Source organism: Ferranicluibacter rubi, assembly GCF_011603255.1.
GTDB lineage: Bacteria > Pseudomonadota > Alphaproteobacteria > Rhizobiales > Rhizobiaceae > Ferranicluibacter > Ferranicluibacter rubi.
Map to the genome: position 1 here is coordinate 392,954 of NZ_JAANCM010000002.1, position 20,564 is coordinate 413,517.

Sequence of the window (20,564 nt, forward strand, 5' to 3'; positions counted from 1 at the left end):
ATTTGAAGGTCTTGGTTGGTCGTGGCGTCACGCGGACCAAAGTCCCCGATTCGGGGCTTGCGTTTCAGATACCCTTTAGGACGCGGCGAAGCGAGGTCTCAAGCACGTCTATCGCCTTGCCGGTCTGCGCATGCAACGCCTTGGCGGTGGCCAGCTCATCGAGCAGGGACTGAACGGCCGATGGTGAAAGCATGACGCCGGAGGGTTCCGCGATGCCGGCACTGAGCCATTTCGGCGTCACGCCCAGCAGGTCGGCGAGCAGCGCCAGCTTTTCGCCCTCCGGCTCGCTCCGGTCGCGTTCCCAGTCCGAAACCATGTCGGGCGAAATGGCAAGACGTTCCGCGAGATCCGCAAGGCTGAGGTTGAGCGCGCCCCGAGCGCGGAAGAGCCGCCCACCGGGCGTATCCGTGTCGCGCGGCTGCCGCAGCATTGCCATCATGGCTTCCGTCGATACGCGCATGGCGTTCTCCCTGATCGCGCTCCGGTGCCGCTCCGTATCCGTTGTAATGACGCGTTGACCACCACGTCGAAACCCGTTCCTGAACGCACATGCCCGGAGCCTTCCATATGCCTGAGCCTACAGTCGCGACCGGGAAAGAAAAGAGCCTGCAGCGTCAATTATCTGTCGAGACACGCCTTGCGGAAAACCGTGCGAGGGCATTGCCATAAGCACGTCCGACACCGGACCTGGAGCCTGATTCGCATGACACGTCTATCTTCGTCCGCTCCACCCGCAACGGTCCTGCCGGCCACGGTCATGCAGGGAGTCCTGCTGCTGCTCGCCGCCATGATGATCCTGCCCTGCATGGATGCCATCGCCAAATATATGGCCGTCGAACTCGGCATGTCGCCGGCGCAGGTGACGTTCTACCGGTTCTTCTTCCAGCTCGTCGCGACGCTGCCCATGCTGCTGCGGCTCGGTGGCCAAAAGGCCCTCGTGCCGCAGAGGCCGTGGTACAACATGCTGCGCGGCATTCTGCTCGCGGCGGCATCGCTGTTCTTCTTCGTGTCGGTCAAATACATGCCGCTCGCCGACGTGTTCGCGATCTATTTCGTCGAGCCGTTCATCCTCACCTGCCTGTCGGCCCTCATCCTCGGCGAGAAGGTCGGCTGGCGGCGGTGGGTGGCGATCGGGATCGGCTTCTTCGGCGCGATGATCGTCATCCAGCCGAGCTTTCAGGTGTTCGGCCTCACCGCGCTGATGCCGGTGGCCTGCGCCTTTCTCTTCGCCTGCTATCTCCTGATGAACCGCGCCTCCGGCGCTGCCGACAGCCCGCTCGCCATGCAGACCTTCGCCGGTGTCGGCGGCACATTGTTCATGATAGCGACGATTGGCATCGGCCATGGCATGGGCGCTGCCGATTTCGTGCCATCGCTGCCGCATACGCCGCTCGGCTGGGTGCTCGTCATCGCGCTCGGCACGATCTCCGGCTACGGGCACCTCATGGTGGTGAAAGCGTTCCGGGCCGCGCCCGCCTCGGTGCTGGCGCCGCTGCATTATTTCGAGATCATCGCGGCAACCGCGCTCGGCTATCTCGTCTTCGGCGAGTTCCCGACGGCTTCCAAGTGGCTCGGCGTCGCCATCATCGTCGGGTCCGGCCTGTTCATGATCTGGCGGGAGCGTCGCCAGCCGGCGCACTGACGGTCGTGTCTGTCACCGTCGGCCCGAAGACGGCCTCGAACGCATCCCGAAGCCGCATATCGGCATCCTCCATCATCACCGGCAGGCCGAGATCGACGAGGCTGGTGACGCCATGCCCGCGAATGCCGCAAGGCACGATGCCGCCGAAATGGTCGAGGTCGGGATCCACATTCAGTGAAAGCCCATGAAAGCTCACCCAGCGGCGCAGCCGGATGCCGATCGCGGCGATCTTGTCTTCCGCCGGCGTGCCATCGTGCAGCGGCGCCTTTTCCGGCCGGCGCACCCAGACGCCGACGCGATCCTCGCGCCGCTCGCCGGTGACGTTCATGCTGGAGAGCGTGCGGATGACGAGATCCTCGAGCGCTGCCACGAAGGCACGAACGTCCTGCCGCCGGCGCTTGAGGTCGAGCATGACATAGACCACGCGCTGCCCCGGCCCATGATAGGTATACTCGCCGCCGCGCCCTGTCGCGTAGACCGGGAAGCGGTCGGGCATCACGAGATCGGCCGCATCGGCACTCGTGCCGGCGGTATAGAGCGGCGGATGCTCGACCAGCCAGACGAGTTCGTCGGCTTCACCGGCGGCAATGGCCGCCACCTCGCGCTCCATGGTCTCCACGGCCGCCTCATAGGGCACGAGGCCCTCCGCGATCCGCCACCGAACCGGAGGACAGTCGTCCCCGGCAAAAAAACGACTGTCGAGAGCGTCGCGCTGCATGGTCTGTCCTGAATATGCTGCGGTCGGCGCGAAGCGATCTCATGCCGTGCAGGCTCATTGGAGTAAAAATCAGCGACGGCTCTTGCGAAAAGCGATCCGGCTAACCGATCAGCCCTGTAGATGGGGCGTGTTCACCAAGGGTTAAAGGCGGATTTCCGGGCTCTGTCCACAGACCTCCGAAATAGTTTTCACCACCGCCAACTTTTCCGCATTACGCCCTTGTGCCCCCCAAATCCTTTTGCTAAACGCACCCCTGCCGGAGCAATTCGGCTCTACCACGATGCGGTCGTGGCGGAATTGGTAGACGCGCAGCGTTGAGGTCGCTGTGGGGCAACCCGTGGAAGTTCGAGTCTTCTCGACCGCACCAAAAGAAACCGGCTTATGCCGGTTTTTTTGTGCCTTGTCATTCGGCCGGTCGCTGGGAGTCCGATTTCCAGACCCTGTACGGCGACACAAACTCTCTCTTTATATTCGCTGCATTGAGAGCCAGCATTCATCGCTCCCTTCGCAGGTATGGAAATCGTTCGGACTTACTAAAAGTGGCGGTAATATTGCGTTAAATACTATTTAGTGATGCGCGGCCGAACCGCATCTTGCCGGCGCGATCCACCGCGATCATGTCCCCGTCGCAGATCCCCTCACGCGTGAGGCTGTGGCCGGAGACGCGCCACCAGAAGGTGGAGGGCTCGTGCCGCACGATCCACGCAATCGGATCGACCACGTCCTCCAGATCATCGGCGGGCGGCGAGGGAAAGCCGGCCGGCACCCTGAGGCTGGAAACCTTGACGACAGAGCGCACGTAATCGAGCGCAATCGGCGACAGCGTCGGGTGCTGGAGCATGACGAATGAGATCCGATGTTTGTGTGTCCGGAAGCGTTGATGGGCGCTTTCGTTCTGCAAATGTTCTCACTGGGCGGAGGAGTCAAGGGGGAGATCACTCCAAGGAACACGCAGCACGCCCGGCAATGCGTGCGACATCGATTCGGCGATCACCGGGATATAGAAAAACAATAGTCAATGCTCCTTCTAGAATAGTTCAGACATCAAGTTAAATAGTTTCTCAAGTATCTGGCGTAAACGGCTGGCTGCCTCCGGAGAAGTCAGAATATTAGTGCTGACGCCATAGCCTATTGACGTGATCGCGCTGCCGACGAAGCCTGCCAATGCTAGGAGACCTTTCGTCGTTTTCTTTCGCTTCACCTCGCCTGATTTGGCTGAGACGACTTGGATTGCTCTCGCCTCGTTTAGTTCAACTGCCAAGTATTCGCCTGTTCTGACAGCAGGTTCTGTTAACACGTTCTCGGCGTCACTACTTCTAAAGGCTTTCGATGCTACATCCGCAATTTCTTGAATTGCCGCTTCGGACATCTTGTCAGGGTCAGGCAGCGGTGCCGGTAGGGGAGCTTGTGCGTCGAGAGGCGCTGGTTGGGCCGGCTGAAGTCGAGGCCTGAGTGCCTCATGGTTTGTGCACAGCTTGTGCAATCCGTTACGGGTACTGCCAGGCCAGCTTACGTCTTCATCCATATCGAGGTATGAGCGAATGTCATCTATGCTATCTGACAAGATATACCAAGAAGCAGGTCTTGCAGAAACCTGGTCGATGAAATGTGATAGATCAAATCTGATCGCGGCACCTAGGTTGTTCGGAAGCGAATGAAAAGCATCCAACAACTTCTTCGCGAGTGTCTCTTGTGCTTCAAGTCGTCTATTCAAGTCAAATTCATCAGGGAATGGTGGTGACGCGCTAGGAGGGCTGTCTTTCGCAGTGATCATGCCGTCTTCAACAACTGCAGCCATCGGAGTGGCTGCAATGATTCGGCGTTTAACTTCGTCATTATCGGGAGGAGAGAGTTTGTCTTTTAATGATTGAAGGAGTTTTATAAGTTCAGGGTCACTGCGAAGCCCGTTCCATTTACGCAAGTCAGCGTATTGAGTCTCCATGAATCCATAAGGCAGCTTGGAATTGTCTAGACGAACGTGGATTAGTTTTTTCTCTGCTTGCGCACGAGAGGCTTCTTCAGTGACTGCAGCCGATTGTACACTGAAAACTGTCCATAATGTTAAAACAACTTTAGTCTCAGTGATTTTGTTGTCAATTGCCTCCCGCCAGTTGTCTCCAATCGCAATGTCCTGATCCCACCACGCCGAAATGCCCTCATCCAGCAAAATTGCTTTAATGAGTTTTGCAGTTTCTAGATCTTGGTGGGCGTAAGAAATAAAGACACTATGCTGCATATTTGGTGCAGCCTGCTCCATAGCAGGGTTTTTCTCATCTTCTGCAAAGCTCTCGGATGGTTCCTCTACGATTGCCCAGTGGCTCGGATACTCAAGGCCGTTTGGTAAAACAATCCCGGTGTCTCCAATCATCTCGTTAATTTGTCGTTGATTCAGACCGTCAGCAAAAGCAGTAACGTCATGGTACCTTTCGGAAGAGATCTTTGCACCAGCTAATCGTGCTTTTGATAAATTCGCACCAACTAAGTATACATTCGATAGATCTACGCCTCGAAGGTCAGACTTTCTTAGGTCGCACTGGTCAAGCGATGCGTGGTGTAGATTTGTTCCCTTCATATCTGAGTTTGCCATGGTTGCGGTCGAAGCTTTTGCAAAACTCATATCAGCGTCAGTAAGCTTGGTACCAACCATTTGAGCGCCCATGAGGATTGAGTGTGTTAAATCCGCTCCTTCGAGATTGGCGCCGGTTAGAAGCGCTCCCCGAAGGTTCATGTACGCTAAATCAAGACCGCGAAGATCCGCGTTCTTGAGGCTCGGCACAAAGTACCGTTCCTCCCGCCGAGCATTCCATGCTTCGCTCCCCTGTTTCACCCACCTCATGTGTGTAGCGTTAGCCATCAGTTCCATCCCGAGTTCATTAGCGAAACTGAGAATGCGGATCGCCGATAGACTAACTGATAGCCTCTTCGCTGGATTCAACCAAGCGTAGCCTATTAACTACCAAACGTTTTATTCTAGAATCAGGAAGTTCTGTAGAGCTGCCTGTGTTTGCGAGACAAAATGCACTACATCTGATCCCCAGCGGGACTATAAGTATGTGCTTTAATTGCTGTAAATTCGATCCAAGGATCTTCTCGAGCGCACCAAAAGAAACCGGCTTACGCCGGTTTTTTTGTGCCTTGTCCATTGGGTTAGACCCAATGATGCCATTGGCTGGCACCTTCATCATCCGGTCTTCAGCGCCTTCTCATAGCGCTTCACCAGCCGCTCCCGCTTCAGCCGCGACAGGCGCTGCAGCCAGAAGATGCCGTTGATCTGGTCGATTTCGTGCTGCAGGCAGACGGAGAGCAGGCCTTGCGCTTCCTCCTCGCGCCAGATGCCGTCGAGCATCTGGTATCGGACGGTCACGGTTGCGGGCCGCTCCACCTCATCGGTGAAGCCCGGCATGGAGACGCTGCCTTCCATGTGGCGCGTCGTTTCCGTGGAGGCGCTGGCGATCTCCGGATTGATGAAGATCCGTGGACCCGTCTTCTCGTCTGTCTCGATGACCGTGACCGCCTTGAGGAGGCCGATATGCGGGCCGGTGATGCCGATACCAGGCGCCGCGCGCATGGTGTCGAGCAGATCGGCGGCGAGCGCGGCGAGGTCACTGTCGAATGTGGTGACCGGCTCTGCCGGCGTCTTCAGTCGGGTGTCGGGGTAGGGGATGATCGGTCTGATTGTCATGCGAAGGCTCCGGAGTCGTGAGGATAGGGCACGTGTGCCGGCTTCCTCTCGCCCCTATATCACCGGGGTACCCGGTGCGTATCGGTATCCTCGCCCTGTGACGACGCGAAGGCGAATTCGGAGGTGATTTGTGAGGTCTTGCAACAGGTTGAACAAATCTGCCCGATATGGCGCGCATGCGCGTCATCTTCGGTAGACCCACGCGTTTCCATGGTCTAGCAGGAAGTGCGGCCGGCCCTGGTTTCCGGTCTGTAACCATCGACACACTGGCAGAGCCTTCCCTCAAGCCCCGGGCATCGCTCCGGCGCCCGGAACGGCTGAACGATCGCGAGGCGGGCAGATGAGCAACACCGGCGACGACATGGAAACGCGCGTTCTTGAGGCGGACGATGCCTATGATGGGGCCGACATCTATGCCGAGGATGGATCGGTTCGCTCCGATTACCTGATGCATGTCGGCGCCGCGATCGCCGACCGGGATGTGCTGTATCTTCGCCAGCACGTGGCGCGTCTGCACGCGTCCGAAATGGGCGACCTTCTCGAAGCCATCAACCCTGAGCAGCGCCGCGCGATGGTCTCGCTGCTGGGCGACGATTTCGATCTCTCGGCCCTGACGGAGGTGGACGAGGCGATCCGTATGGACATCGTCGAGCACCTGCCGAACGAACAGATCGCCGCGGCGCTCGGCGAGATGGATTCGGACGATGCCGTCTACATTCTCGAGGATATGGACCAGGAGGATCAGGAAGCGATCCTCGCCAAGCTGCCCTTTACGGAACGCGTGCGCCTGCGCCGCTCGCTCGATTATCCCGAATCGACCGCCGGCCGGCGCATGCAGACGGAGTTCGTCGCGGTGCCGCCGTTCTGGACGGTTGGCCAGACGATCGACTACATGCGCGAGGACACGGAGCTTCCCGAAAGCTTCACCCAGATCTTCGTGATCGACCCGACCTTCCGCTTGCTCGGCACCATCGATCTCGACCGCATCCTGCGCACCAAGCGCTCGGTGAAGATCGAATCGATCATGCGCGAAACCAACCATCCGGTGCCGGCCGAGATGGACCAGGAAGAGGCCGCGCAGGTTTTCGAGCAGTACAACCTGCTTTCGGCCGCCGTCGTGGACGAGAATCAGCGCCTCGTCGGCGTGCTGACCATCGACGACGTCGTCGACGTCATCCAGGAGGAGGCCGAGGAGGACATCATGCGCCTCGGCGGCGTCGGCGACGAAGAACTGTCCGACACGGTCCTGGATACGTCGCGCTCCCGCGTCGTCTGGCTGATGGTCAACCTGTTCACGGCCATGCTGGCCGCCTCCGTCATCGGTCTCTTCGACAAGGCGATCGAGCACATCGTCGCGCTCGCCGTTCTCATGCCCATCGTCGCCGGCATGGGTGGCAATGCGGGTTCGCAGACGATGACGGTGACGGTGCGCGCGCTTGCAACACGCGATCTCGACATCCACAACGCCTTCCGCGTCATCCGGCGCGAGGCGGGCGTGGGCCTCATCAACGGCGCTCTGTTCGGCCTGCTCATCGGTCTTGCTGCCGGCACGTGGTTCCAGAGCGCGGATATCGGCGGCATCATCGCAACTGCCATGCTGATCAATATGATCGCCGCGGCACTGGCCGGGATCTTCATTCCTCTGCTGCTCGACAAGTTCGGCGCGGACCCTGCCGTGTCCTCGGCTGTCTTCGTGACGACCGTGACGGACGTCACCGGCTTCTTCGCGTTTCTCGGCCTCGCCTCATGGTGGTTCGGCATTCACTAGACTGAGGCGTGACGGCGTCGAGGCGCGGAAAACGGCGCCGTCATCGCAGATACCCGTCGATCTGTTCGTGCGCATTGACTTTTACGTAAATGTCGCTCAGGATTTCCGTCTTGCAGATGAGGCACGGTTTGGACAAGTATTATACCATCACAGAACTGACACGGGAATTCGGTGTCTCGACACGCACGCTTCGTTTTTATGAGGACGAAGGGCTGATCCATCCCGAGCGGCGCGGTCGCACGCGCTTCTTCCGCTCGACGGACCGGCATCTGATCAAGGAGATCCTGCGCGGACGGCGGATCGGCTTCAGTATTGCTGAGATCCGGGAAATCATACAGATCTACAAGGAGCCGCCGGGCGAGGCCGGGCAACTCCGCCTGATGATGAAGCGGCTTGAGGACAAGCGCACGGAACTCATCCAGAAGCGCCGCGACATCGAGGAAACGCTCGAAGAAATGAGCAATGTCGAGGAAGCCTGCCTGACACGGCTGGCAGAAATCGGCGTCGGCACCTGATTCCGCCCAATATCGTTACATGATTTTCGCCGCGACAGACGTCTGTCGCGGCGTTTTCTTTTGCGGTGTTACTCCTGCGCCTTCATCGTGCATTGCCCCGCAATGTCGGCGACCCGCGCATCCGTGCGCCCATCGATTAGGCCCCGGTCCAGTGGGTCGAGCAGCTTCTGTTCCACCAGCCTGTCGAGCGTGCAGCCGCAGAAGCGCGTGCAGAAGGCCTGCGTCTGGTCGCCGGTGCAGGTTGCCATGCAGCTGGACTGGAAGGCCGGTCGCGGATCGGGCCGGGGTGCCGGATAGACCATGGCGAAGAGGGCGACCAGCGAGAACAGCAGGGGCTGATGGATGAGGTAGATCGGCAGGCTGTGTCGGCCGGCGAAGGCAAGACCGCGCGCGAGTCTGGTGGACTGACCTTCTGACGGCGCGGCCCGGTCGAGCCATTTCGAGCCGAGCGCGATGCGACCGAGTGCGATTCCGGTCAGGAACGGGGCAAGCCAGGGGAGGAGCGGGACGTAGTCGTTCGACCGTGGCAGCGTTTCCGATAGCCCGACCCACCAAAGCGCCGGCGTATCGAAGAAAGCCGACCGGAGGTAGAGCGGCGCGACGAAGGCCGCGACGGCCGCAACGAGCGTCACCGCGACCGGCAGGCGGAGGAACAGGAGCCCGATCAGGCTTGCCGCCGCGATCGAATGGAGAATGCCGAAGAAGATGAAGCCCGAGGGAAAGGCGAACCATGTGGCGATGCTGATCACGGCAGCGGCAGCGGCGATCTTTCCGAAGCGGATCAGGAACGGGCCACCCCGAAAGCGGGGGAAGTGGCCGAGCACGAGGCTGAAGCCGGCGAGCAGCAGGAAGCTGCTGGCGATACCCCGCGCATAATACTTGAACAGCCCGGTGCCGACGGTTCCCGGCGCGAGATAGCCGAAATATTCCAGATCCCAGGAGAAATGATAGCTCGCCATGGCGAGGATGGCGATTCCGCGAACGACGTCCAGCCAGCCGAGGCGGCGGCGCGCGGGACGCGTCTCTGTCGGTGGCGACGGCGAGGATTCGGAAAACGACTGTGACATCAGTTCGGTACGCGACATGGGAAATTCCCCTAAAACATGCTCGGCGGACGGTGGAGCCGGTAGCGAACCGGAGCATGCAGGATCGGCAGGATGAAAGATTTATGGATTTCAGCCTCTGAAATCATGGCTCCAGCAGCGCATCCCGCGCTTCGGAGAAGAACTGGCGGCGGAAGAGGACGACGATGACGACGCAGGTGGCGCCCATAAGGATATAGGGGCTGACAAACCAGCCAAGATAACCGATCGACAGGAAGATGCTGCGCAGGCCCGCATTGAAGTGCTTGGCGGCAACGACATTCATCCGGATCGCCCGCTCGGCTGCCCGTTCCGCTGAGGCCCGGTCCACCCTTGTTTCCGACAGCATGGGAATGCCGCCGATCAGGATCGAGCAATAGTTGAACAGACGGTAGGACCAACCGAATTTGAAGAAGGCATAGCCGAAGATGCAGGTGAGGCCACCGACCTTGAGCTCGAAGGCCGTGCGGCCACCCTGGAAGACATAGGGAAGGTCGTTGAAGATCGCCTGCGCCTCCATCGCCCGGCCGAGCAGGGCAAAGCAGCCGCCGAGCGCGAAGATGCAGGTGGATGCGAAGAAGGCGGTGCCGGCCTGCAGGCCGGCGATGATCTGGGTGTCGATCATCTTCAGGTCACGATTGAGCGAATTGAGGATCCAGCGGCGCCGGCGCTCGATCATCAGCCGCGACAGGCTCGTCCGGCCGAAGACGGTGCGTCGGTCCGTCACCCAGACATAGCCGCCCCATAGAGCCGCGAACACGAGAAGTGCGATATAATCGACCAGAACCATGCGGCTCTTGTGGCATGCTCGCCCGAAAAAGCAATATGCTGCAAAGCAGGGCGGATCTGCATGTCGCGCGCACCCCACCGGATGTCGGTCGGTCACCGCCCGACGAGGCCGGCAATGGCCTATGGTCGGCCATGAGGAATGCGCAGATCCGGCGCAGATCGGGGTTTCGATGTTTCTTTCGGTTTTCGACGTCTTCAAGATCGGCATCGGCCCGTCGAGCTCCCACACCATGGGGCCGATGTCGGCGGCCAACCGCTTTCTCGAGCTGATCCCGTCCCCGGATTGGCCACGTCCGGCTGGTGCAGCTGTGACCTCCATCACCGCAAGCCTTCACGGCTCGCTCGCCTATACCGGTATCGGCCACGGCTCGGGCAGGGCGGTCGTCCTGGGTTTGATGGGCGAGCGCCCCGACAGGGTGGATCCCGACCGCATGGACGGGATCATCGAGGCCGTCGAGCGGACCGGAGAGATCACGCCGCCGGGTCATCCGACATACCGGTTCCAGCCGAAGATCGATCTGGTCTTCGACAAGAAGGTGCCGCTACCCGGGCATGCCAACGGCATGTCCTTTTCCGCTTTCGACAAGGACGGTCGCCTGCTGCTGAAGCGGATATATTATTCCATTGGCGGCGGCTTCGTCGTGACGGACACGGAACTCGAAGCCATGCGCGCTTCCAAGACCAAGCCGGGCGGCGTCAAGGTGCTCTATCCCTTCGCCAATGCGAAGCAGATGCTGGAGATGGCGGCGCGGTCGGGTCTCTCGATCGCGCAGATGAAGCGCGCGAACGAGGAATGTTCCATGTCGCGCGAGGATCTGGATGACGGCCTCGACAGGATCTGGGCCGCGATGAAAAGCTGTATCGACCGTGGTCTGGCACAGGAAGGCATTTTGCCGGGCGGGCTGAAGGTTCGCCGTCGCGCCGGGATGATCCATGACAAGCTGGAACAGGAGTGGCGTTCCAACAAGGTCAATCCGCTGCTGGCGAACGATTGGCTGAGCGTCTACGCCATGGCCGTTAACGAGGAGAATGCGGCCGGCGGCCGGGTCGTGACCTCGCCCACCAACGGCGCGGCCGGCGTCGTACCGGCGACCATTCGCTACTACCTGCATTTTCACGAGGATGCGGATGACAATGGCATTCGCGACTATCTCCTGACCGCCGCCGCGATCGGTGGCATCATCAAGTTCAATGCCTCGATCTCGGGTGCCGAAGTGGGCTGTCAGGGGGAGGTAGGCTCCGCCTCGGCCATGGCTGCCGCCGGCCTCGCCGCCGTCATGGGGGCGACACCGGAGCAGATCGAGAACGCGGCCGAAATCGCGCTGGAGCATCATCTGGGAATGACCTGCGATCCGGTCGGAGGGCTGGTGCAGGTGCCCTGCATCGAGCGCAACGCACTCGGTGCCGTCAAGGCGGTGACGGCCGCGTCGCTGGCCCTGAAGGGTGACGGCAGCCATTTCGTGCCGCTGGATGCCTGCATCGAAACCATGCGCCAGACCGGTTTCGATATGCATGACAAGTACAAGGAGACCTCGACGGGCGGTCTCGCGGTCAACGTCGTCGAGTGTTGAGAGAGCACGCCTCTTGACGGCGCTGCAGCAACGGTGTTGAACGCGCCATCATGGCCTTGCATCTTCTCAAGCTTTGCGTCGGCGCAACTTCGATCGACGATCTGCGCGATTGGGTCGCCCAACGGGCGCTGAACGCGATGTCCGCCGGCCACGCGCCCCACTCCTTCCACACCACCCGCATGGTGCCGAAGCGGATGGAGGAACTGCTGGACGGCGGCTCTCTCTACTGGGTCATCAAGGGGCAGGTGCAGGCCCGCCAGCGCCTGCTCGACATCACCACCTTCACGGACGGCGAAGGCATCGGGCGCTGCAATCTCATCCTCGGGCCCGAGGTCATCGATACGGATTTCCAGCCAAGGCGCCCCTTCCAGGGCTGGCGGTACCTGACCGAAGCCGACGCACCGCGCGACCTCGCCTCCGAGACGGCCGACATGCCGAGCGAGCTGCGCCGCGAACTGACCGAACTCGGCCTTCTCTGAACAACATCGCCTGAACGGAAACGCCCGCCGGTGGAAACCACGCGGCGGGCGTTTCTTGTTGGCTTCTGAGCCTGTGCTACTTGATCCGAAGTCGTACCGGGCGGCGCGAGGAGGGCGCCGTGACGTGGAGGTGGATCGAAACATCCGGCTGCGTCGAGCGCCAGGCCCGGGCGCCATGGGTGAGAAGCATTCCCACCAGATCCTTGGTTTTCGATCGGGGCTTGGCCCCGAGTTCTGCAATCCGCATGGCCGCCTCGTGGAGCGGATGAAGTCCCCGGCGCGGGGCGCGGCGGACCTTGTTGTCGGGAAGCAGAGGTGCTCCCGAGCCATTCTCATTCATCGACATGACTGACCCCGTTTACGCAAAACAAATCCGAGGAGGAGACCGGCAAAACTGGGACGTGCCGGTGCTCGAAAGACGGGGAAGGTCGGCGTCAACGCCGGCCTGCCCTTAAGCGATCGTTTACTGAGCGGCAGCCCAGCAGGCGAAGCCCTTCTTCTTCAGGGCGGAGCAGGCATTGATGGCCTTGTCCTGGCTGGAGAAGCCGCCGAAGCGGGCGCGGTAAAGCTGGCTGCTGCCGCTGGAGACGGCGACGGTGAAGGGCTTTGCGGCAGACAGTGCCTTGCCGCCCTTTTCCTTGGCATTGCCGAGAAGGGTCATGGCCTGGCCCTTGTCCGGCGTTGCGCCGATCTGGATGATCCAGCCGGAAGACGGTGCAACGACCTCGTCTTCGGTAACAGGCTCGGAGACCTTCTTGGCAACGGAATTGGTAACCTGACGGTCGATCGTGGCGTTGGTGCCGAGGGAGGCGAGCTTCTGGCTCTGGGCTTCCAGCGTGTTGGGCTTGGCGGCGAGAACCGGGTTGGCGCTGACCTTGGGTTCGGCGGCGTAGGCGACTTCGACGCTGCGGGTCGTTTCTTCGCTATAGCGTGCGCCAGGCAGAGGACCGCTATTGGGCAGGTTGAAGCTGCCGCCGGTGACGGCTGCCGTCGAGACGGGGCGCTGTTCGGTTTCCGAAAGGGTCGGCGCATCCTGCGTTTCCGCAACCAGATTGCCGCTGCCGCTGCGCGAGGCTGCCGGCATGTACTTGGCAACGAGAGCCCGCATCTGGGCGTCGCGGGCGCCGCCCGACTTGCCGCCGAGCACGACACCGACGATGCTGCGGCCATCGGCCTGGGCCGAGGTCACGAGGTTGAAGCCGGCTGCACGGGTATAGCCCGTCTTGATGCCGTCGACGCCGCGGACATTGCCGAGAAGCCGGTTGTGGTTGCCGATGACCTGTTTGCCGAAGCGGAAGCTGCGGGTCGAGAAATAGCTATAATACTGCGGAAAATGCTGGCGGAGTGCCATGCCGAGGCGTGCCTGATCGCGGGCCGTCGTCATCTGCCGGTCGTTGGGCAGGCCGTTGGCATTGCCATAGGTGGTGCGCGTCATGCCGAGTGCACGGGCCTTGCTGGTCATGATCCGGGCGAAGCGGTCTTCCGAGCCGCCGAGAAGCTCGCCCAGTGCCGTTGCAGCGTCGTTGGCGGAGCGCGTAACGAGCGCCTGGATGGCCTGCTCGACGGTGATCGTCTGGCCGGCGCGCACGCCGAGCTTGGATGGTGGTTCGGCAGAGGCCTTCTTGGAGAAGGGAACGGGTGTATCCTTGCGGACCTTGCCGGCTTCCAGCGCTTCGAAGGTGAGGTAGAGGGTCATCATCTTCGTCAGCGAAGCGGGATAGCGCAGGCTATCGGCATCTTCGCTGTAGAGCACCTTGCCTGTCTTCGCATCGACGACGATGCCGGCGTAATTGGCTGCCAGGGCAGGTGCTGCGAAAACACAGACCGCCACGACGGAGGCAACGATCATACGTGAAGCCGCTTTGAAGAATGGGGTCGGCTGACGCTCGGTGGAACCGTTCAATGTTGGCATGGACACTACGCTTCTCTTCATTCTCAGATCAAAAATTGTCGTCCGGGCATCGCCCCCCTACGGACGACCGTTCTCCGGACTTTATCCTCACAGCGTTACCAATCGGTTTATGATGAAGGATTGGTTTCGAAATCGGCACAGATGCCGTGCTGATCATCGTCAGCGAACCAGCTTCGCCTCGACGAAACGGAGAACAGCCTCGTCGATGGCGCGCCATTGTGGCAGCAATTGGCTGGAGAACCGGTAAAGCACGACAAGGTCCTGGCCCGCGTGAACATCGCGCTGGCAGTCCGCACTGGTCGCAAGCTCCGCACGTTCCGGCAGGATGCAGCGAACGCCGTAATCTCCAGCGGTCCCTGCGGTGCCGGAAGGTCCGGTAAAGAAGATTTCCGCGCCGTAGCCGGATCCGGCCTTCATGCGGTGCGCCGTCAGCCCCGCAGGCCCTACAGACGGGTTTCCTTCGAACAGATGCCTGTAGATCGGGCCGATCCGGCCCGACATATCCCGTGACATGGTGCTCTGGGAGATCTGCAGGAAGAGCAAGCCGTCCGTGCGTGTGACATCGTTGAAACGGTTCCGCGTCTCGTCGCTATAGCCCTGCATCTCCGGCCATGTCGCATAGATGTCGACACGCTCGGCAGCGCCCGTCTGGCGTTGCTCGGCAAAGCGGATGTGGTTGGAAGGCAGGCGCAGGTGATCCGTGCCGATCACGATATTGTTGTCGTCCGTGCTGGTGGTGTTGCCGCCAAGCGCAAGCGTCGTTCCTATGCGCTCACCACCGACGCAGATCGCGACCGTCAGGCCGGCGAGCAGTCCGAGCATCAGGCCGGCGCGCAGGAGAAGGCGCGAGCCCGGATGCCCGAGGGCAGGGCCGGATGCTCCGGATGGTGCAGCGAGCTCTGATGAAGTGGTCATCCGATCGTCCCAGCATCCCTCCCGGCGCGGCGCGCGCCTGTGTCGTGTCGACACAGGATCGATGGGCACGGATGAACGAACCGCAAATCGATACGGGCTCAGGCTGGGGCAAGAAGGTTAATTTTACGTAAATCCCATGTACCGCGAACCGGGCATGAAAAAGGCCGGCTCCGGGGACAGCGGAGCCGGCCGAGAGGGCCGCCGGTGACGGGGATCACCATGCAGACCCAAACTCAGGGTCGTAAAGAGTAAGCGTCGTCGCTGCGTTGTGCCTACTGGGTCCGGACGCTGCCGACCGCCACAGCGCGGCCGTCCTGAAGCTTGACCCACCGGCCGGCATTGTCCACCGCCTGGCGCTTCAGGTAGGTGTATTCCGTATCCGACCAGATCAGCACCTTGCTGCGCATGTTGTCGAGAATGAAGTCGCCACGGTCCGTGCGCACGGTCAGCACGGCATGGCCATCGCCATTCGGCTGGAGCACGACGGTGATCAGGAGGTTGCCCGGCGCGATGCCGGCCTGCATCAGTTCGCGACGCTTCAGGAGAACGTAATCCTCGCAGTCGCCGACCGTATCCGGGTAGGCCCAGTGCTCTTCGACACCGTAGATTTCCTTGTCCGTCATCGGCGTGATCTGTTCGTTCACGTCGTAATTGACCTCGAGAATGGTCTTCCAGGTCTCGCGCGTCAGCGTCAGCGGTGCGGCCTTGGTCGGGTTGGCGCGGCATTCGTCCGGTGCCGTGCGGCAGAATTCATAGTGGCCGACAGGCGGGTTGGTCGGGCCCTCGGTTTCCATGTTGGCTGGGAATGCGAATGCGGAGGTCGCCAGGGCGAGAAAGCCGAGTGCGCCGAAGATGCCTGCCTTGAAGCTTTTTGTTTTTGTCATTGTCCGTGTCCCCGTTACAGGCACAGAATGACACGGACCTTTTGACCTCAGCCAAAAATGCGAAGTAAAACAAAGTACAAATACGGATCAATTCAATATAAAAGACGCAGAAAATTAGATTTGTATTTGAGCGGTGTTTGAGGCAATTTTGTTGAAAATTTGAGCCATCCAGGTAAGCGGGAGCCGGCAGCATTTAAGTAAGCTGCTGATCGGATGAGGGAAAATGGTAAATGCCGATAGGCCTATGTCCGCCGGTCGTTCGAGACCATGCGGCGGAAGCGCGTACTTTCTAGAGAAAGCTCACGTCCAGTAACGGGAAACAGGCCGTATTTTTGTTCATGATCTGGTTAGGATAAACTGGAAAGACCATTTTCCGTCTTTTCATGGGCACATCATCCGCAGCGATGAGAGATACCCGCAACGGCGCGTCGAATCCCTATCGGTCGACAGGCGGCGCACGATCGCAGAGCGCGTGGTTCGAACGCGCGCGATACGAAGACGGACGACATCCATCGGATGTCGATGAGAGAGAGTTTTAGAGAAATTCGCGCAGCGTATCGCGGGACTGGACGCCCAGGAACTCGATGGCGACGCCTTCCTGGAAGTGACGCACGATGCGTCCGCGCATGTTGCCGAGCAGCATGGGCGTGCCGAGTTCGAAACGGAATTCCGTATCGACGGCGGCGCCGGAGAGCGAAAGGTCGATGATGCGGCAGGCGTAACGCGTACCGTCTTCCAGCGTGATATCCGTATGGGTCTTGCGCGGCGCCAGTCGGTCGTGGCGTCGGTCTTCCGGCAGGCCGAGCTCGTGCTTGTTGGCAATCCAGGTCAGCTGGGCCGCAAGCTTGTCGCGCTTGCGCTCGGTCGCGTTGATGCGGACCGTGAAGGAGCCGTCGGCCAGCCGCGATACCAGGCCTTCGATGCGGCCGACGTGATCGACATAGGCAATCACACGTTCGCCGATCCGCGGACGCGCGGTCGTTGCGAGGAAAACGTCGCCGGGCGACATTTCCGTCGCAACACAATCATATTCGTCATGACTGGCCAGCATCAGGCGGCCACTGAGGTTCACGGTGACGCGCTGAAACGCGCCTTCATCATGCGGCTTCGACGTCGCGGCTTGAGATTGATTGAAATTGAACATTGCGACGCGCCCATGGACCTTGCGTCATCACGAATACTAGACACGGGTTAATAGAGTCTTCGAATGCAACCTTATCGACCCTTGCCGCCGTCCATGACCGAGAGGTGCATGACCCGGGCGATCACCTGCCGAAGCGCCGAATCGCGCGTCTGTGACGCGAAGCTGCGCGCGACCGTTGCACGCGCCGCGACCTCGGCCATGGGCGCGTTCCGATCCGGATAGTTGATGTGATCGAGCGAGAGAAAGGGCAAAGGGCGAGCGCCGATCCAGACTGGTCGCGAGAGGGGTGTCAGCGAGCCGAAGATCCGGTCGGTCCGGCCATCGCGTGACCGGAGCGGCAGAAGGACAAGTTCCATATCCAGTTGCTCGCCCTGCGCCGTCGTGCCGGATGCGGTGATTACGGCGGGTTCACCTGCGAGCATGACCCGGCGCGTGACCGCGGACAGCTCTTCCATGTCGGAGGCAGACCAGAGGCTGTCGAGCCGTGCGCCGCGCAGTTCGCGCACGAACAGGGAGCAGAGGCGCGTACCCGCCAAGCGGAATCGGGGAGACTCCACGCGGCCATGCGTTGCCTCGGCGTCCTCGAGGATGAAGACATCCGGCAGGGCGTGACGGATCGCGCCGGGATCCAGCTGATCGCGGCACGGAATGCGGCCGTTGCTGCGAAGGCTCTGCCAGTACCGGAAAATGTCGGCGGATGTGCGCGTCTTCATGTGGATCGTCCCGCTTTGGTGCACAAGCGTCCCGCATCGGAGCGACGGGGGACGTATTGGCGCTTTGCAGGGATAGCCTCGCAATTCCCGTGCCACAGAGGATGTTAAGGATAATGAAGCGTTTCGATCATGGGGAGGTTGGGGGACGGAGAGAAGGGCCAATGGTGAACGATACGTCCCCTTCCGTACGGACTTGTCCAAGCGAGAGAGCAGTGCTTGCCAGCTGCAGTCGGGCAGGGGATAACCGCCGCTCGCATCCGACGATCGAAAGCATATTGCCATGACCGACCAAGACAACGTGCCGCCGCCCGGCACGCCGCGACATTCCGGAGTTCACACGAGTGACGGACGCGCCACCGCGGGAGGGGATACGGCGCAGCCGAACCTGCAAGGTGCCAGCGATACGGACGGGCAGGCTACGGACCGTCCGAGCGAAGCCGGATATGATCCGGTGCCACCCGCGCTTGAAACAGCCGCTCGCGAGCCGGCCTTCAACCTACCATCGAGCCTCGTCTGGATCCTGACGGTTCTTGTCGTCATCCATGCCGTGCGCATGTATCTCCTCTCGGTCGAGATCGATGACGAGCTGATCTTCAATTTCGCCTTCCTGCCCGCCCGCTACGATCATGCGCTCTCGGAGCAGGGCCTCGCATGGCTCTGGACGCCGGTCACCTATTCCTTCCTGCACGGGTCCTGGGAACATCTCATCTTCAATGCCTTCTGGATGCTCGCTTTCGGCGCGCCGGTCGTTCGCCGGATTGGCGCCGGCAGACTGGCAGTCTTCTGGTGTCTTTCCGCCATCGCGGCTGTCGGGCTGCACCTCGCGCTTCACTGGGGCGACATGACCGTTGTCATCGGTGCTTCCGGCGTCGTCGCCGGCCTGATGGGGGCGGCCGCTCGGTTCGTCTTCTCGCCAAGCGGCCGCATCAGCCGCCAGTTCGCCCATCGCAACCCGCGCCTCAGCATAAGGGAGGCGCTGTCCAATCGATCGGTCCTCTTCTTTGCCGGCGTCTGGTTTGCCACGAACCTTCTCATCGGCCTCGGCCTGTTCACGCTGGATGGTGGTGCCGGCATCGCCTGGGAAGCGCATATCGGTGGCTTCCTCTTCGGCTTCCTGTTCTTCGGCCTGATCGACCCACCGACCGGATATGACGAGCGCGTGCAGCAGGACTGAAGGCCCGACCTGAAATTTCGGTCTCCTGCATTTCCGTTTTCGCGACGGATGGAGTATTCTCCGCCTGCGTCAAACTGTCTCAGGCGCATCGGAAACGGGAGGTTTCGAATGACGGTGAAGAGGATACTGGACGAGAAGGGCCGCAAGGTCGTGACCATCGCACCGGACATGGCGGTGCGGGACGCCGTCGCGCTTCTTGCCGAAAACCGGATCGGGGCTATCGTGGTACTCGATGAGGCGCAAGCGATTACCGGTCTGCTGGCAGAGCGCGACGTGGTCGCCGCCGTCGCGCGGTATGGCGCCGAATGCCTCGACCGAACCGTGGCAGAGGTCATGTGCCGGGATGTCCACACCTGCGAAGAGGAGATGGAGATCGAGGCTGTGATGGAAATTATGAACAGTCGCCGCGCCCGTCACCTGCCTGTCGCCCGCAATGGCCGCCTCGTCGGCATCGTCTCGATCGGCGATGCGGTACGCAGCCATATCCGCGCGATCGAGCATGAGACCCGCGAGATCAAGGCCTATATTGCCGGCTGACTCCGTGAACGGGAGGCCGTCGCACGCGATCAGCGCAGCACGGTCTCCTGCAGGCGCTTGAGTTCGGTCAGGCGGTTCTTGGTTTCGACATAGCCGCGATCGATCGCCTCGCCGGCACGGTGGAATTCCGACAGGCCGATATCACTGAGCTTTGGATGCAGCGACAGATCCGGCGGATCGCCGGCGAGCTTTGCGCGGGAGATGCGGTCCTGGATGACGTTGAAGGCCTGAACCATGACGCTGGTCATCCCGAGGCGCGCGACGGGCGTCGCCGTCTGCTGGGGTTCGGGATGGGCGACGGGATCGCCGGCCCGCAGCTTGATGACGGCCGAACGACCATAGAGATCGTACTGCAGATTGACGGCCACCACGAGCGGCTGCTCGTAGGCGCGGCACACCGACACCGGAACCGGGTTGACCAGTGCGCCATCGACCAGCATGCGGCCGTTGCAGCGGATCGGCTCGAAGATGCCGGGCAGGGCGTAGGATGCCCGCAAGGCCGTGATCAGCGACCCTTCCGTAAGCCAGACCTCATGCCCGGACTTGATGTCGGTGGCGATGGCGACGAAGGGGCGACCGAGATTTTCGATCAGCACATCGTCGAGATGTTCCTGCATGCGCTTGGTCAGCCGCAGACCGCCGAAGAGCCCGCCGCCGCCGATGGCGAGATCCAGCAGTCCGGCAATGCGCCGCATCGTCAGAGATCGGGCGAAGGCCTCCAGTTCGTCCAGCTTGCCCGCGAGATAGCAGCCGCCGACGAGGGCACCGATGGAGGTGCCCGCGATCATCCCAACGGGAATGCCTTCCTCGTCCAGCGCGCGCAGCACGCCGATATGCGCCCACCCGCGGGCAGCGCCGCCGCCCAGCGCAAGCGCGATCCGTGTTTTTTCCGGAGCGACGGTCAAGGTCTGGCCGGTTCCTTCCTGCTTGTGGCGGACAGGCGCGCTGCCCATACCGTCATGCGGTGCCGGATTTTCCGCACCCGTTCCATGTCGAGAGAATGTCCAGTTCAGCATGGGGCACCTGTCCACCAAAACGG

At 61.2% G+C, this 20,564-nt stretch carries 21 protein-coding genes and 1 tRNA gene; 8 read left to right on the top strand and 14 right to left on the bottom strand.

Going from position 1 to position 20,564, the window contains the following annotated elements:
- Positions 1-64 precede the first annotated feature (64 nt).
- Positions 65-460: a helix-turn-helix domain-containing protein gene (locus G8E10_RS05795; protein ID WP_167127709.1), complete on the bottom strand. Its 396-nt coding sequence runs from the start codon at positions 458-460 to the stop codon at positions 65-67.
- A gap of 297 nt (positions 461-757) precedes the next feature.
- Between G8E10_RS05795 and G8E10_RS05800 the strand changes: the two genes are divergently transcribed.
- The gene (locus G8E10_RS05800; protein ID WP_167128047.1) at positions 758-1,642 is read left to right on the top strand and encodes a DMT family transporter; all 885 of its coding nucleotides are present in this window, start codon (positions 758-760) and stop codon (positions 1,640-1,642) included.
- Here G8E10_RS05800 and lipB read toward each other — a convergent pair.
- A complete protein-coding gene (lipB, locus tag G8E10_RS05805) occupies positions 1,605-2,360 on the bottom strand; it encodes a lipoyl(octanoyl) transferase LipB (protein ID WP_167127712.1) in 756 nt (251 codons plus the stop codon). The two genes, G8E10_RS05800 and lipB, sit on opposite strands and share 38 nt — an antisense overlap.
- A gap of 282 nt (positions 2,361-2,642) precedes the next feature.
- Between lipB and G8E10_RS05810 the strand changes: the two genes are divergently transcribed.
- Positions 2,643-2,727: transfer RNA gene (locus tag G8E10_RS05810), tRNA-Leu, on the top strand.
- Positions 2,728-2,916: 189 nt separating this feature from the next.
- Here G8E10_RS05810 and G8E10_RS25840 read toward each other — a convergent pair.
- The 3 genes from G8E10_RS25840 to G8E10_RS05825 all read right to left on the bottom strand — a co-directional run bounded on the left by G8E10_RS25840 (position 2,917) and on the right by G8E10_RS05825 (position 6,042).
- Complete coding sequence (locus tag G8E10_RS25840) at positions 2,917-3,201, bottom strand: LexA family protein (protein ID WP_281517415.1); 285 nt, start codon at positions 3,199-3,201, stop codon at positions 2,917-2,919.
- A gap of 186 nt (positions 3,202-3,387) precedes the next feature.
- The gene (locus G8E10_RS05820) at positions 3,388-5,214 is read right to left on the bottom strand and encodes a toll/interleukin-1 receptor domain-containing protein (protein WP_167127715.1); all 1,827 of its coding nucleotides are present in this window, start codon (positions 5,212-5,214) and stop codon (positions 3,388-3,390) included.
- Positions 5,215-5,541: 327 nt separating this feature from the next.
- On the bottom strand, positions 5,542-6,042 hold the full coding sequence (locus G8E10_RS05825; RefSeq protein ID WP_132663403.1) for a peptide deformylase: 501 nt from the start codon (positions 6,040-6,042) through the stop codon (positions 5,542-5,544).
- A 340-nt stretch (positions 6,043-6,382) separates the two neighbouring features.
- Here G8E10_RS05825 and mgtE point away from each other — a divergent pair, with 340 nt between their 5' ends.
- Entirely contained in the window at positions 6,383-7,810 is a 1,428-nt protein-coding gene (gene mgtE / locus G8E10_RS05830; protein ID WP_110798766.1) for a magnesium transporter, read from the top strand.
- 128 nt (positions 7,811-7,938) lie between these two features.
- Positions 7,939-8,325 carry a MerR family transcriptional regulator gene (locus G8E10_RS05835; RefSeq protein WP_092936147.1) on the top strand — a complete coding sequence of 129 codons (387 nt, stop codon included), beginning with the start codon at positions 7,939-7,941 and terminating at the stop codon, positions 8,323-8,325.
- A 68-nt stretch (positions 8,326-8,393) separates the two neighbouring features.
- Here G8E10_RS05835 and G8E10_RS05840 read toward each other — a convergent pair whose 3' ends face one another.
- A complete protein-coding gene (locus tag G8E10_RS05840) occupies positions 8,394-9,410 on the bottom strand; it encodes a heparan-alpha-glucosaminide N-acetyltransferase (RefSeq protein ID WP_281517416.1) in 1,017 nt (338 codons plus the stop codon).
- A 103-nt stretch (positions 9,411-9,513) separates the two neighbouring features.
- Entirely contained in the window at positions 9,514-10,197 is a 684-nt protein-coding gene (locus G8E10_RS05845) for a DUF599 domain-containing protein (protein WP_110798767.1), read from the bottom strand.
- A gap of 169 nt (positions 10,198-10,366) precedes the next feature.
- On the opposite strand from G8E10_RS05845, the gene G8E10_RS05850 reads away from it, so the two are divergent.
- Both G8E10_RS05850 and G8E10_RS05855 read left to right on the top strand, forming a co-directional pair.
- Entirely contained in the window at positions 10,367-11,767 is a 1,401-nt protein-coding gene (locus G8E10_RS05850) for an L-serine ammonia-lyase (protein WP_167127718.1), read from the top strand.
- A 50-nt stretch (positions 11,768-11,817) separates the two neighbouring features.
- Entirely contained in the window at positions 11,818-12,246 is a 429-nt protein-coding gene (locus G8E10_RS05855; RefSeq protein ID WP_110729634.1) for a DUF1489 family protein, read from the top strand.
- Between the two features lie 76 nt (positions 12,247-12,322).
- On the opposite strand, the gene G8E10_RS05860 is transcribed toward G8E10_RS05855, so the two are convergent.
- The 6 genes from G8E10_RS05860 to G8E10_RS05885 form a co-directional block, all read right to left on the bottom strand.
- Positions 12,323-12,592: a hypothetical protein gene (locus G8E10_RS05860; protein WP_062596550.1), complete on the bottom strand. Its 270-nt coding sequence runs from the start codon at positions 12,590-12,592 to the stop codon at positions 12,323-12,325.
- Positions 12,593-12,709: 117 nt separating this feature from the next.
- Positions 12,710-14,185: an SPOR domain-containing protein gene (locus G8E10_RS05865; protein WP_422038058.1), complete on the bottom strand. Its 1,476-nt coding sequence runs from the start codon at positions 14,183-14,185 to the stop codon at positions 12,710-12,712.
- Positions 14,186-14,317: 132 nt separating this feature from the next.
- Entirely contained in the window at positions 14,318-15,073 is a 756-nt protein-coding gene (locus G8E10_RS05870) for a hypothetical protein (RefSeq protein WP_281517417.1), read from the bottom strand.
- 272 nt (positions 15,074-15,345) lie between these two features.
- Complete coding sequence (locus G8E10_RS05875; protein ID WP_110798770.1) at positions 15,346-15,957, bottom strand: transglutaminase-like cysteine peptidase; 612 nt, start codon at positions 15,955-15,957, stop codon at positions 15,346-15,348.
- A gap of 535 nt (positions 15,958-16,492) precedes the next feature.
- Positions 16,493-17,101, bottom strand: a complete 609-nt coding sequence (locus tag G8E10_RS05880) for a PilZ domain-containing protein (protein WP_110798771.1) — start codon at positions 17,099-17,101, stop codon at positions 16,493-16,495.
- Between the two features lie 71 nt (positions 17,102-17,172).
- A complete protein-coding gene (locus G8E10_RS05885; RefSeq protein ID WP_167127721.1) occupies positions 17,173-17,814 on the bottom strand; it encodes a PAS domain-containing protein in 642 nt (213 codons plus the stop codon).
- A gap of 280 nt (positions 17,815-18,094) precedes the next feature.
- Between G8E10_RS05885 and G8E10_RS05890 the strand changes: the two genes are divergently transcribed.
- Positions 18,095-18,988, top strand: a complete 894-nt coding sequence (locus G8E10_RS05890) for a rhomboid family intramembrane serine protease (protein ID WP_167127724.1) — start codon at positions 18,095-18,097, stop codon at positions 18,986-18,988.
- A 108-nt stretch (positions 18,989-19,096) separates the two neighbouring features.
- Positions 19,097-19,525: a CBS domain-containing protein gene (locus G8E10_RS05895; RefSeq protein WP_132710888.1), complete on the top strand. Its 429-nt coding sequence runs from the start codon at positions 19,097-19,099 to the stop codon at positions 19,523-19,525.
- A 29-nt stretch (positions 19,526-19,554) separates the two neighbouring features.
- Here G8E10_RS05895 and G8E10_RS05900 read toward each other — a convergent pair whose 3' ends face one another.
- Positions 19,555-20,541, bottom strand: a complete 987-nt coding sequence (locus G8E10_RS05900; RefSeq protein ID WP_167127730.1) for a patatin-like phospholipase family protein — start codon at positions 20,539-20,541, stop codon at positions 19,555-19,557.
- Positions 20,542-20,564 lie beyond the last annotated feature (23 nt).

Excerpts from the sequence above, each read along its gene's own strand:
- G8E10_RS05875 (WP_110798770.1), bottom strand. The coding sequence starts at position 15,957 with ATGACAAAAACAAAAAGCTTCAAGGCAGGCATCTTCGGCGCACTCGGC.
- G8E10_RS25840 (WP_281517415.1), bottom strand. The coding sequence starts at position 3,201 with ATGCTCCAGCACCCGACGCTGTCGCCGATTGCGCTCGATTACGTGCGC.
- G8E10_RS05820 (WP_167127715.1), bottom strand. The coding sequence starts at position 5,214 with ATGGCTAACGCTACACACATGAGGTGGGTGAAACAGGGGAGCGAAGCA.
- G8E10_RS05855 (WP_110729634.1), top strand. The coding sequence starts at position 11,818 with ATGGCCTTGCATCTTCTCAAGCTTTGCGTCGGCGCAACTTCGATCGAC.
- G8E10_RS05870 (WP_281517417.1), bottom strand. The coding sequence starts at position 15,073 with ATGACCACTTCATCAGAGCTCGCTGCACCATCCGGAGCATCCGGCCCT.
- G8E10_RS05850 (WP_167127718.1), top strand. The coding sequence starts at position 10,367 with ATGTTTCTTTCGGTTTTCGACGTCTTCAAGATCGGCATCGGCCCGTCG.
- G8E10_RS05795 (WP_167127709.1), bottom strand. The coding sequence starts at position 460 with ATGCGCGTATCGACGGAAGCCATGATGGCAATGCTGCGGCAGCCGCGC.
- G8E10_RS05860 (WP_062596550.1), bottom strand. The coding sequence starts at position 12,592 with ATGTCGATGAATGAGAATGGCTCGGGAGCACCTCTGCTTCCCGACAAC.
- G8E10_RS05845 (WP_110798767.1), bottom strand. The coding sequence starts at position 10,197 with ATGGTTCTGGTCGATTATATCGCACTTCTCGTGTTCGCGGCTCTATGG.
- G8E10_RS05880 (WP_110798771.1), bottom strand. The coding sequence starts at position 17,101 with ATGTTCAATTTCAATCAATCTCAAGCCGCGACGTCGAAGCCGCATGAT.
- G8E10_RS05840 (WP_281517416.1), bottom strand. The coding sequence starts at position 9,410 with ATGTCGCGTACCGAACTGATGTCACAGTCGTTTTCCGAATCCTCGCCG.
- G8E10_RS05800 (WP_167128047.1), top strand. The coding sequence starts at position 758 with ATGCAGGGAGTCCTGCTGCTGCTCGCCGCCATGATGATCCTGCCCTGC.
- G8E10_RS05890 (WP_167127724.1), top strand. The coding sequence starts at position 18,095 with ATGACCGACCAAGACAACGTGCCGCCGCCCGGCACGCCGCGACATTCC.
- mgtE (WP_110798766.1), top strand. The coding sequence starts at position 6,383 with ATGAGCAACACCGGCGACGACATGGAAACGCGCGTTCTTGAGGCGGAC.
- lipB (WP_167127712.1), bottom strand. The coding sequence starts at position 2,360 with ATGCAGCGCGACGCTCTCGACAGTCGTTTTTTTGCCGGGGACGACTGT.
- G8E10_RS05895 (WP_132710888.1), top strand. The coding sequence starts at position 19,097 with ATGACGGTGAAGAGGATACTGGACGAGAAGGGCCGCAAGGTCGTGACC.
- G8E10_RS05900 (WP_167127730.1), bottom strand. The coding sequence starts at position 20,541 with ATGCTGAACTGGACATTCTCTCGACATGGAACGGGTGCGGAAAATCCG.
- G8E10_RS05885 (WP_167127721.1), bottom strand. The coding sequence starts at position 17,814 with ATGAAGACGCGCACATCCGCCGACATTTTCCGGTACTGGCAGAGCCTT.
- G8E10_RS05825 (WP_132663403.1), bottom strand. The coding sequence starts at position 6,042 with ATGACAATCAGACCGATCATCCCCTACCCCGACACCCGACTGAAGACG.